Annotated in this window: 7 protein-coding genes; 5 read left to right on the forward strand and 2 right to left on the reverse strand. The window is 70.7% G+C overall.

Annotation, left to right across the window (positions count from 1 at the left end; all coding sequences use genetic code 11):
- Positions 1 to 13: 13 nt before the first annotated feature.
- The gene (eccE, locus tag G361_RS0106170) at positions 14 to 1,705 is read right to left on the reverse strand and encodes a type VII secretion protein EccE (RefSeq protein ID WP_019926190.1); all 1,692 of its coding nucleotides are present in this window, start codon (positions 1,703 to 1,705) and stop codon (positions 14 to 16) included.
- Positions 1,706 to 1,818: 113 nt separating this feature from the next.
- On the opposite strand from eccE, the gene eccB reads away from it, so the two are divergent.
- The 5 genes from eccB (at position 1,819) to G361_RS50730 (ending at position 11,218) form a co-directional block, all read left to right on the forward strand.
- Positions 1,819 to 3,312 (forward strand): type VII secretion protein EccB, encoded by a 1,494-nt coding sequence (eccB, locus tag G361_RS0106175; protein ID WP_019926191.1) that lies wholly within the window; start codon positions 1,819 to 1,821, stop codon positions 3,310 to 3,312.
- A 71-nt stretch (positions 3,313 to 3,383) separates the two neighbouring features.
- On the forward strand, positions 3,384 to 4,853 hold the full coding sequence (gene eccD / locus G361_RS0106180) for a type VII secretion integral membrane protein EccD (protein ID WP_019926192.1): 1,470 nt from the start codon (positions 3,384 to 3,386) through the stop codon (positions 4,851 to 4,853).
- 7 nt (positions 4,854 to 4,860) lie between these two features.
- Positions 4,861 to 6,375, forward strand: coding sequence for a type VII secretion-associated serine protease mycosin (mycP, locus tag G361_RS42525; protein ID WP_155981327.1), 1,515 nt, complete (start codon positions 4,861 to 4,863; stop codon positions 6,373 to 6,375).
- Positions 6,376 to 6,378: 3 nt separating this feature from the next.
- On the forward strand, positions 6,379 to 10,476 hold the full coding sequence (locus G361_RS0106190; RefSeq protein ID WP_019926194.1) for a type VII secretion protein EccC: 4,098 nt from the start codon (positions 6,379 to 6,381) through the stop codon (positions 10,474 to 10,476).
- Between the two features lie 64 nt (positions 10,477 to 10,540).
- Complete coding sequence (locus G361_RS50730; protein ID WP_019926195.1) at positions 10,541 to 11,218, forward strand: cupin domain-containing protein; 678 nt, start codon at positions 10,541 to 10,543, stop codon at positions 11,216 to 11,218.
- On the opposite strand, the gene G361_RS0106200 is transcribed toward G361_RS50730, so the two are convergent.
- Positions 11,208 to 11,897, reverse strand: a complete 690-nt coding sequence (locus G361_RS0106200) for an SDR family oxidoreductase (RefSeq protein WP_019926196.1) — start codon at positions 11,895 to 11,897, stop codon at positions 11,208 to 11,210. The two genes, G361_RS50730 and G361_RS0106200, sit on opposite strands and share 11 nt — an antisense overlap.
- Positions 11,898 to 11,997: the final 100 nt, after the last annotated feature.

Raw genomic sequence — 11,997 nt, forward strand, 5'->3', positions numbered from 1 at the left:
CGGAATTGCGCGCTCAGGCCGGAACCCCCACCGGGGCGCCGACATACGCCAGTTCCTCCGGGGTGGCGACCATGTACACCGGTGTCGCACCGGAGTTCGTGTGGACCGTGACCAGGTTGGCCGTGTCCGGGCTCTCGACCAGCGTGACGTTCGGCTCGAAACCGTCTGCCACGGAACCGTTCCGGCGCAGCACCAGCACGGTCGCGTCGGAGTGGTGGGTGGCCGGGGTGAGGCCGTCGTAGACGACCATGGTGGCGAGCCGATACGAATTCGCCTGCTGCGAGCCCGCCGGCCGGGCCGCCAGTGTGAGCGCCTGCTCGTCGGCGATCTGGGCGAGCATCGGCCGCCACACCTCGTGCCGGTCGGTGTGCACCACGACATGTGCGCCGAGCGCGATGGCGCGCAGGATCACCTGCTTGGCCATCAGCACGGACCCGACGATCTCCACCCGGCGCACATGGCTGCCCACCAGCGGCAGCGCCACACCCTGTCCGGAGTCGTCGGCGCCGATGAGCTGTCCGCAACCGGTGATCGGCATCGGCACATCCGCGAGTGCGTCGGGCGCGCCCAGGTAGCCGTCCAGCGGCAGCGTGGCCGCGCCGGCGCCGAGCGGCAAGCTGAACAGCATTGCGCGCCACTGCTTCCCGTGCAGCGGCAACAGCCCGGGGGCCTGCACCCGCACCGGGGCGTCGCGGGTGACGAACCGCGCGGTCGCGGTGACCGCGACAGGCGCGGCCGCGGCCGTCCGGGCCGCACCGGATCCTGCCCGCTGCAGCCGGACCGTGATCGTGGTGGCGACGGTCGGCGTGGACCACACCGCGGCGATGCCGCGCGGCCCGAGCGCCGCCGGGGTCATCCGGTAACTGGTGTGGTGCATACCGTCGTGGACCACGCTGCGCGAGGTTTCGGTGAACTCGCCGATCCCCACGCCGAGCGTGAGTTGCAGTGCGGCGGAGGTCATCTCCGCCGCCGACAGCGCCGCGGCGTGCAGACCGTGCACCGCCAGCCGGTTGGCCATCCGGCGGGTGGCGACGATCGCCGAGCGCAGCGCGCCTCCCGCGCCGCCGCCGCGGCGGTGGGCGGCCTCCGCGTTGGCCAGCGGATCCAGCCGCAGCACCACCCAGACCGTGCGGTGCGCGACCGCGGGCAGCGGGCCGAGCACGCTCTCGTAGATCCGTGCCACCGCACCGGTTCCGGCGCTGCGCGAGCCGGTGCTGACGATGTCGATGGTGGCCAGATCGATGTCGAACTGGTCGAGGCAGCGCGCGATCATCGGCAGCGGCAGCATGTCGTCGGCGAGCAGCCCGGTCGGGCTGAGCCGGGTGACCGTGCGCGGCTGGGCGTCGATGCGCAGCATCGTGATCAGACAGTCTCCGTCCCAGCGCATTCCGCAACTGCCGCCGCCGGGCAGCGGAACGTCGAACGGCGCGCCGGAAGCGGCGGCGGACCGATTTCCCGCCGCCTGCCAGCGATAGGCGATGCCCTGGCCGATCCGCTTCGCGATCGAGTTGCCGTGCACCGGAACGAGTCCGATCACGACGGCGGCCGTCGCGGCCGCCACCGGCACCCACCACTGCGGCGCACACACCTCCGCCACGTAGGCGAGGCCGGCCGCCACCACCAGAACCGGCAACACCCGCCGCAGCGGCAATGTGCGGAACAGCCAGAATTCGGGGGAACGCAATTGCGGGGCCGGCGAACTCACGCACCCATCATGGACCGGATCCGCCCGGCTTCGCTAGTCTGTCGTGGCGCAGGCTGCGCGAGACGTGTAGTCGCACAGGCACATACCGGTAGTTCGATCGTTCGGAGGCTCACGTGCCGACCCAGTTGACCACGCGCGCCCAAGTCAACGGTTACCGGTTCCTGCTCGATCGCTACGAGCACGCCCTGGTGCGGCGGGACATCCGTATGTTGCACGATCCGATGCGCACACAATTCCGCTCGCTGGTCATCGGTGCGGTGCTGGGGGTCCTGGTGGTCGCCGGCGCCGCGATCCTGGCCTTCCTCCGGCCGCAGGGTTCGATCGGCGACGCGAAGATCGTGATGGGCAAGCAATCCGGCGCGTTGTACGTGATCGTCGACGGTACCCTGCATCCGGTCCTGAACCTGGCGTCGGCGCGACTGATCGTCGCCGACCCGGCATCGCCCACGCCGGTCGGTGAAGCCAAGCTGACCATGCCCCGTGGGCCGCTGCTGGGCATTCCCGGCGCGCCCGCCGCGCTGCCCGGCTCCGCCGACGCCGGACACTCGACCTGGACACTGTGCGACACCGTGCAGGGCAGTCCGGCCGCCACGACCGGCGTGCTGACCACGGCGGTGGTCGGTTCGCCCGGCACCGGCGGTGTGGCCGGCGCGCGTCCGATGGGTGCCGGCGACGCGTTCCTGGCGACCCACGCCGGGCACACCTACCTCTTGTTCGCCGGCCGGCGGGCCGAACTGGATCCCGGCGATCCGGTGCTGATCCGCTCGCTCGGCCTGCGCACCGCCACCGCCCGCCCGATCGGCGCCGCGCTGCTCGACACCGCGGAACCCGTTCCGGCGCTGCAGGCTCCGCACATCGACGACGTGGGCACACCCGGGCCCGGCAAGCTGTCCGGGATACCGGTCGGGGCGGTCGTCCGGGTGCACCGGGTGGACACCGACGAGCTGTACGTGGTGCTCACCGACGGTGTCCAGCGGGTGTCACCGTTCGCCGCCGAGGTGATCCGCAACGCCAACTCGCAGAACATGACGGACGTCACCACCGTGCCCCCGGACCGGATCGTGGGCATCGCGGTGGTGAACCGGCTGCCGGTGGACAAGTTCCCCGGCCCGGTGCCGAGAATCGTTCCCGCCGATACGGATCCGGTCGGATGCGTGTCCTGGTCCCGGTCGGCCGACGATCCGGCCGGCACGCTCACGCTGCTCGCCGGCCGGCGGGTTCCGGTGCCCGGCGACGGCAGGCCGGTCCGGCTCGCCACGGCCGACGGCGCCGGCGACCGGGTGGACGAGGTCTATGTCCGGCCCGGCACCGGCGAATACGTCCAGTCGGTCGGCGCGCCCCCCGGCAGCATCGATCGCGGACCGCTGTTCTACTTGGCGGACAACGGAATTCGATACGGCATCCCGGACCGCGCCACCGCCGCGGCACTCGGCCTGGCCAAGGATCCGAAGCCGGCCCCCGCGCCGATCCTCGAGGCGCTCACCCCCGGCCCCACCCTCGCCCGGCCGGACGCGCTGACGAGCCACGACAGCCTGCCCCAGTGCCCGAACCCGGCCGACCACCCCGGCGCCTGCGCCAAGCCCATTCCCGCTCCCGCCGAGCACTGACCGCGGGACAGGGATAGGTTCGACATGTCGAAAATGGTTGAGTGCCACGATCGTAGGGAGTTCTGCAACCCGTGACCGAGTTGTCGAGCAGCGGCTCGGGAGCCGTGGAACCGGATCTGTGCCGAGTTTCGGTGATCGGTGGAAACACCCAGCTGGACATCGGCCTGCCCGCCACCGTTCCCATCGTCGCGTACATCACCGAACTCGTCGAGCTGATCGACTCGCGCAACCCGGATCTCACCGAGCACGACGACGGCAGCACGCTGCTCATCCAGCACTGGACGCTCGCCAGGATCGGCCACGATCCGATCCCGCTGCACCGAACCCTCACCGACGCAGAGGTATTGGACGGCGAGCTGCTGGTGCTGCGCTCGGTGACCGCCAAGGAGGCGCCGGCGCTGTTCGACGATGTGATCGACGCGGTGTCCCGCCTGACCACCGACAGCTTCCGGAGCTGGTCACCGGCTGCCGCGCGCTGGATGGGCCTGGGCAGCAGCATCATCGCGGTCGTCGTCGCGGTGGCGCTGCTGGCGGTGGCCAAGGGCACCGGCTGTACCGGCGGCCTGATCGCGGCCGCCGCCGGCCTGCTGGTGGCCGGCGCGGCGGTGATCGTCGGCCGCCGGTATCCGGGTGCGCGGCCGACCGCCGCCGTGCTGTCGCTCGATGCCGTCCTGTTACTGGGATCCGCTGCGGCACTGAGCACTCCGGGCCGGCTGAGCGCTGCGCACCTCCTCTTCGCCGGCGTGGCGACGCTGGTCACGGCACTGGCCGTGCACAGCCTGAGCCGGGCCGGCGCACTGGTGGTCGCAGTGGCCGTCACCGGCGGACTCGTCCTGGCCGGGGCCGCGCTGGTGCGGATGGTGTGGGACTTCGAGCTGACCGCGATCGCCGCGGGCGTGGTGGTCGCCGGGCTGATCCTGATCACGATGGCGCCCCGGGTGGCGCTGGCGGCCGCGCGGCTGCCGGTCCCACCCGTGCCGACCGCGGGTGGTGCGATCGATCCCGCGGACCACGAGCCGCGGCCCACCATCGAGGACATCGGGGCGATCGGCGCGACGGTGCTGCCGTCGGCCGCCGGCCTGCAACAGCGCGCGCAGGCGGCCAATCTGTACCAGTCGGGCATCATCCTCGGCGCCGTGCTGGCCGTCGACCTCGGCACGTTCCTGGCTGCCGACCCACTCGGCGCCGCTCGCTGGCAGGGCCTCGCCCTGGGTGCGGTCGTCGCGGTCGTGCTGTGCCTGCGCGGCCGCGCCTTCGCCGATCTCGCCCAGGCCGCTGTCCTGATAGCCGGCGGCATACTGGCCGGAGTGCTGCTGCTCGCCGGGGTGGGGCTCGGCGAGCACGACCGGCTGCCGACCGTCGCGGGCCTGGTCCTCGTCGCCGGCGCCGCGGTCACGTGCTTCGGCGTGATCGGCCCCCACACCGAGGTGTCCCCGGTGGTCCGCCGGGCCGTCGAGCTGATCGAGTACCTGCTGATCATCCTCATCGTGCCGCTGGTGCTGTGGCTGATGGGCATCTACGCGGCGGCGCGGAACATCTGACGCCGCCATGAGCCCGTACCGTCACGACATCCGTTGCCCGGCTGCCACATCCGGCCGGGGATCGCATGCGCCGATCGGCCGCCGGTCGGCGGTGCTCGCGCTCGTGCTGGGCACGGCCGTGTTCGTCGCCGCGGCCCCGGCGCCGGCGGTGCCCCCGCCGGCCGTCGACGACGGCGCGCTGCGGCCGGCGCTCGCGGTGAACGCCGGGAACGGCCCGCCGGAGCCGACCCAGCAGCGCGCGCGGTGCGTGGAACCGTTCCTGGCCGGTCCGGTGCCGCGCGATCCGCCACTGCCGCAACGGATTCTGCGGCTGGACCAGGCATGGCAGTTCAGTCGCGGCGCGGGTCAGAAGGTGGCCGTCGTCGACACCGGGGTGAACCGGCATCCCCGGCTGCCGGATCTGCAGCCGGGTGGCGATTTCGTGTCCACCACCGACGGCACCGAGGACTGCGACGGGCACGGCACACTGGTGGCCGGTCTGATCGCCGCGCGTCCCGGCCCGGACGATGCCTTCGCCGGGGTCGCCCCGGAGGCCTCGATCCTCAGTGTCCGCCAGCTCAGTCTGCAGTACGAGGCCAAGGGGCAGAACAACTCCGGTGCGCCGGGCAAGGTGGCCGCCGGCGGCTACGGCACCGTGCTGACGATGGCCGCGGCGGTGGTCCGTGCCGTCGATCTGGGTGCGACGGTGATCAATCTGTCGGAGGTGTCCTGTACCCCGGCAGGCGGTGACACCGCCGACGGCGCACTGGGTGCCGCGGTGAAGTACGCCTACGACCGCAACGTGGTGGTGGTGGCCGCCGCCGGAAACATCGACTCCGCCGCCTGCCCGGCGCAGAACACCGGAACCGGTTGGGGCGCGGTCAGACAGACGATCAGTCCCGCCTGGTTCGCCCCGTACGTCCTGGCCGTGGCCGCCACCGATCCGGACGGATCGCCGTCGCCGTTCTCGATCGCCGGGCCGTGGGTCGGCGTGGCGGCGCCGGGCCGCGGCATCGTATCCCTGGACAGCAGGCCGGGTGGCGCCGGACTGGTCGACGCCGAACGCGGTGAGCAGGGCCCGATTTCGCTGGACGGCACCAGTTTCGCCGCCGCCTTCGTCTCCGGGGTGGCGGCGCTGGTCCGGGCCCGCTTCCCGACACTGACCGCGGCACAGGTGATCGAGCGGATCGAACGCACCGCGCAGAATCCGGCCACCGGTCGCGACGACCGGCTCGGCTACGGCCTGGTGGATCCGACGGCCGCCCTCACCGGGCAACTGCCGGACCGCGCACCCGGTGCGGGCGCCGATGTGCCGCAAGCGATTCCGGCGCCGACACCGCCGCCGTACATCGACCCGCTGCCGCGCCGGGTCGCCACCGCCGGCTCGATCACGCTGCTGGCGCTGCTCGGCCTCGGCTACGCGGCCGCGATCCCGTACCGCCGCCGGCATCCGGCCGGCTCGGTCGACCCGGCCGCCGACCCCGAATCCGGTTCCGCCGCAACGCCGGCCGCGGCCGGGATCCGCTCGCCGGAAGGACGGTAGGACATGCCCACCGAAGGTTTCGTGCGCCGGCCGCGGATCGCACCGCCCCATCCCCCCGGCGGCGAGGTGGCCCTCACCGCGCCGCCCGAGCTGTCCCGGCCGATTCCGGCCGGGCTGATCGTCCAGTTGTTGCCGATCGTCATGGTGGTCGCCGTCGTCGGCATGATCGCGATGATGGTCATGATGGGCCGCAACGTGCTGACCAACCCGTTCATGCTGATGTTCCCGATGATGATGCTGTTGTCGATGTTCGGCATGATGATGGGCATGCGGAGCACCGGCGGCCCGAAGAAGGCCGCCGAGCTCAACGAGGAGCGCAAGGACTACTTCCGCTATCTCGACCAGGTTCGCCGCGATGTCCGCAAAACCGGCCTGGCCCAGTTGGATTCGCTGATCTGGAGCCATCCGGCGCCGTCGGATCTGCTGTCCGTGATCGGCACCCGGCGGATGTGGGAGCGCCGGCCCAGCGATGCCGATTTCGGGCACGTCCGGGTCGGCGTCGGCAGCCACCGGCTGGCCACCCGGCTGGCCCGCCCGGAGACCGGCCCGCTGGAGGATCTGGAGCCGGTGTCGACGGTGGCGCTGCGCCGATTCGTGCGCACTCACTCGGTGGTGCACCACCTGCCGACCGCGATCTCGCTGCGCGCCTTCCCCGCCGTCAACATCGAGGGCGATCCGGCCGCCGCGCGCATGCTGGTGCGGGCGATACTGATGGAGTTCGTCGTCTTCCACGGCCCGGACAACGCCGCGGTCGCGATCATCTGCGCCGACCCGGACGGCCCGGCCTGGTCCTGGGCGAAATGGCTTCCGCACCTGCAACATCGGGTGGAACGCGATGGTATGGGATCGGTTCGGATGATGTACCGGTCGCTGGCCGAACTGGAGACCGCGCTGGCCATGGAGCTGCTCGAGCGTGGACGGTTCATGCGCAACGCGCAGCCCGCCGCCGGGCGGATCCATCTGCTGGTGATCATCGACGACGGCTTCGTCAGCGGCACCGAGCGCATCGTCAGTGACGCCGGCCTGGATTCGGTGACGGTGCTGGACCTGACCGCTCCGCAGGCCGGCCTGGCCGTGCGCCGCGGCCTGCAACTGGTGGTCACCGACGATATGGTGGCCGCGAAATCCGCGTCGGGTGTCGAACGCTTCGCCACCGCGGACTCGTTGAGCCGTGCCGAGGCCGAGAAGCTGTCGCGCAACCTGGCCCGGTTCCAGGTCGCCACCGCGGCCCAGATCGTCAGTCTCGGTGACGAATCCCGGGTCGTTCCCGGCCTGATGCAGCTGCTGAAGATTCCCGACGCCGAGCAGATCGATCCGGCCACGGTGTGGCGGCCGCGCAGCGACCGGGAGCGATTGCGGGTGCCGATCGGCATCACGCCGGACGGCACCCCGGTCGAGATCGATATCAAGGAGTCCGCGGAATTCGGCATGGGACCGCACGGATTGTGCATCGGCGCAACGGGTTCCGGTAAGTCCGAATTCCTGCGGACGTTGGTGCTGTCCATGGTGACCACCCACTCGCCGGATCAGCTGAACCTGGTGCTGGTCGACTTCAAGGGCGGCGCGACATTTCTCGGCCTGGAGTCGCTGGCGCACGTCGCCGCCGTGATCACCAATCTGGAAGAGGAGATCGCCCTCGTCGACCGCATGAAGGACGCGCTGTCCGGCGAGATGACCCGCCGCCAGGAACTGCTCCGGGCGGCCGGGAACTTCGCGAATGTCACCGAATACGAGCGGGCTCGGGCCGCCGGTCTCCCGCTGGAGCCGATGCCCGCGCTGTTCATCATCGTCGACGAGTTCTCCGAACTGCTCTCGCAGAAGCCGGATTTCGCCGATCTGTTCGTGATGATCGGCCGGCTCGGCCGGTCGCTGCGGGTACATCTGCTGCTGGCCTCACAACGGTTGGAGGAGAACAAGTTGCGCGGCCTGGACAGCCACCTGTCCTACCGGATCGGCCTGCGCACCTTCTCCGCCAACGAATCCCGGGCCGTACTCGGCATCACCGACGCCTACCACCTGCCCAGCGTGCCCGGCTCCGCCTACTTGAAGAGCGACGCGGCCGACCCGTTGCGGTTCAACGCCTGCTACGTGTCCGGGCCCTACCTGTCGTCGGTCGCCGACGTCGACCACACCGCCGACGGTACCCCACTGCGCACCCGGCATCCGGTGGTGTTCACCGCGTCGAGGGTGGCGCTGCCCACCGGGCAGCCCGCGGCCGGGATCCGGCCGGCCGGGACGCGTGCGGCGCCCGCCGGCCTGCCGGAGCTGCCCCCGCCGCCGGATTATGCTGCGGCGCCGCAACTCTCGCCGTCCGGCAGCACCGGTGAGGCGATGCCGCGCACCCTGCTCACCGTCGTGGTGGAGCGGCTGCGCGGGCACGGCCGCCCGGCACACGAGGTGTGGCTGCCGCCGCTGGACGAATCGCCCTCGGTGGATATGCTGCTGCCGGATCCGGACTGGCGCTCCCCGATCAACCGGCACGGCCGGTTGTGGCTGCCGATCGGCGTCATCGACAAGCCCTACGAGCAGCGGCGCGACGTGCTGATCGTGGATCTCTCGGCGGGCCAGGGCAATCTGGCGGTGGTGGGCGGCCCGCAGTCCGGCAAGTCCACCACGCTGCGCACACTGATCATGGCGACCGCGGCCACCCACACCCCGGAGCAGGTCCAGTTCTACTGCCTGGATTTCGGTGGTGGCACGCTGTCCGGGCTGGCCGGCCTGCCGCACGTGGGCTCGGTCGCCGGCCGCCTGGACCCCGACCGGGTGCGCCGCACGATCGCCGAGATGGTCACCCTGCTGGCCCAGCGTGAGCAGCGGTTCCGCGAGCTGGGCATCGAATCGATCCACGAATTCCGGCAGCGCAAGGCACAATCGGCGCAGCTGCCACCGGAACAGCAAGCGTCGGATCCCCTGTCGGAGGATCAGTTCGGCGACGTGTTCCTGGTGGTCGACGGCTGGGCGACCATCCGGGCCGAATTCGACCTGCTGGAACCGGCTTTGAACGGGCTGGCCGCACAGGGTCTGTCCTACGGCATCCACCTGATGATCGCCGCCAATCGCTGGCCCGAGATCCGGCCCGCCGTCAAGGATCTCGTCGGTACCCGGCTGGAGTTGCGCCTCGGCGATCCCGGCGACTCCGAGATGGACCGCCGGGCAGCGACTCTGGTGCCGGCGGGCCGGCCGGGCCGCGGCCTCACCCCGGACCGGCTGCACATGCTGATCGCGCTGCCACGATTGGACTCCAGCTCGGACGCGCAGACCCTGTCCGACAGCATCGCGACTGCTCGCAGGCAGCTGACCGAGCTCTACGGCGACCGCCGGGCCCCGGGTGTGCGGATGCTGCCGCTGGAGGTCCCGCGCGCGCAGGTGCTCGCGGCGGCCGCCCGCGACGGCCTGCTCATGGACGCGAAGCACGTGGTGATCGGCCTCAGCGAGAACGAATTGGCGCCGCTGGCACTGGATTTCGACGCGCAACCGCATCTGCTGGCATTCGCCGACGTGGCATGCGGCAAGACCACCCTGCTGCGCAACATCGTGCTCGGCATCGCGGAGAACTCGACCGTGACGCAGGCCCGGTTCATCCTGATCGACTATCGGCGCACCATGCTGGGCCTGCTCGAGGGCCATCGGCTGGCCGGGTACTCCACCTCGGCCCAGACCGCGGTCGGCATGCTCGCGGAGGTCGCCGCCTTCATGTCCCAGCGCATCCCCGGCGCGGACATCACCCCGCAGCAGCTGCGCGAGCGCAACTGGTGGTCGGGCCCGGAGATCTACATCGTGGTCGACGACTACGACATGGTCGCCACCGGTGCCGCCAACCCGATCGAGCCACTGCTGGAATTCCTGCCGCACGCCCGCGACATCGGCCTCCACCTGATCGTCGCCCGCCGCTCCGGCGGCGCCGCCCGCGCCCTGCGCGACAAGGTGCTCGCGATGCTGAAGGACCTCTCGGTCGACACACTGCTGATGTCGGCGCCGAAGGACGAGGGCAAGCTGATGGGCGACGTACGCTCGGCCAAACTCCCACCCGGCCGCGGCACCCTGGTCTCCCGCTCCGGCGACAACCGGATGGTGCAGATCTCCTACCTACCGCCACCGTGATCACACCCGGAACTCCACGAGTATCGTTGTCGACAGGGGTGTCTTCTTCGAAGGAGCCCCAGCAATGACAGGATTCGTGCAGGCGATCGAGTTCGAGACCACACATATCGACGAGGTCAACGAGAAACTGGATGCCTGGCTCGCCGGGACGGCGGGCAAACGCACTGCTCTACGCGGTATGGAGACCAAGGATCGCGACCGGGCGAACACCTATCTGGAAATGGTCGAATTCCCCTCCTATACGGAGGCCATGCAGAATTCCGATCTCCCCGAAACCGCTCGATTCGCCGAGGAACTGGCCGCGCTGTGTGCGAGCCCGGCGGTCTTCCGCAATCTCGATCTGCTGCGCGAGGACGACATGTCCGACGGACAGGCACAGCAGCTGCTCGTGCGCAGCCTCGACCATCCCGACGAATCACGGCCGTTCGAAGCCGGAACCGGCCGCATGGACGTGGTCGAGACACCACACGGCCCGATCGGCCGTGCCGTGTTCGAACCGGGCTGGCGCTGGTCCCGACACGTCAAACCCATCGCCGGAACCGACAGCTGCCAGGCCGCGCATGCGGGCTACTGCGTGTCCGGCCGGATGCGGATCCGCATGGACGACGGCACCGAAAACGATATCGGCCCCGGCGATTTCCTGTTCTGCCCACCCGGCCACGACGCATGGGTGCTCGGTGACGAGACCTGCGTGATGATCGACTGGGCGAGCGCGGCCCGATACGCGAGGGTCAGGGGGTGATGAGCTGTTCGGAGGGGTTGCGGGTGGTGTGCATGTCCCAGTGGCGTCGGGCGATGTCGTCCGGTTCCATCGGTGACGCGTCCTCGGGCATGCCCGGTGTGCCCACGATCCATGCGCCGAGGGCGACGTAGCCGACGTAGATGCCTCGGTCGGCCAGGGTGTTGTTGAGGTTGAGGGCCCAGTTGCGCACGGCGGCGCCGGCCACGCCGGCGGTGCCGGCCCACGGCGTCGGAGTGACCGCGCTGGCGCCGGTGGTGTACAGCAGGGTGCCGGTACCGGCGGCCAGCATTGCGGGCAGTACCGCGCGGGTCGCGGTGATCGCGCCGTAGCAGGCACCTTCGATCTGCGGCCGCAGGTTTTCCACGGTCACGTCCAGCACTCCGGTCATCCGGCCGTCGCCGTCGGCAGCGTGCACGTATGGCGCGGAGTACTGCAATACGTCGATTCCGCCGAATTTCTCCGCGGCATCGTCCACGGCGGTGGCCAGCGCGGCGCGGTCTGTGACGTCGGCGGGAAATCCGGCCGCTTCGACACCTTCGGCGGCCAGTGTGTCGACGAGTTCGCCGAGTCGTTCCTCGGAACGGGCGATCAGGGCGACGTCGAAGCCGTGACCGCCGAAAACTCTGCCGAGCGATAGACCGAGGCGTGTCCCGGCTGCGACGAGAGCGATCGTGGGCATGGTGTTACCTCCTGATATTCGTGGTCGTTCCGATCCCCGAGCGGGATGAGCCCATCCGATCACCGCCCGGTGCCGCGCGTCCAAGGCCGTCCGGGCCGTG

This window comes from Nocardia sp. BMG111209, from assembly GCF_000381925.1.
Taxonomy (GTDB): domain Bacteria; phylum Actinomycetota; class Actinomycetes; order Mycobacteriales; family Mycobacteriaceae; genus Nocardia.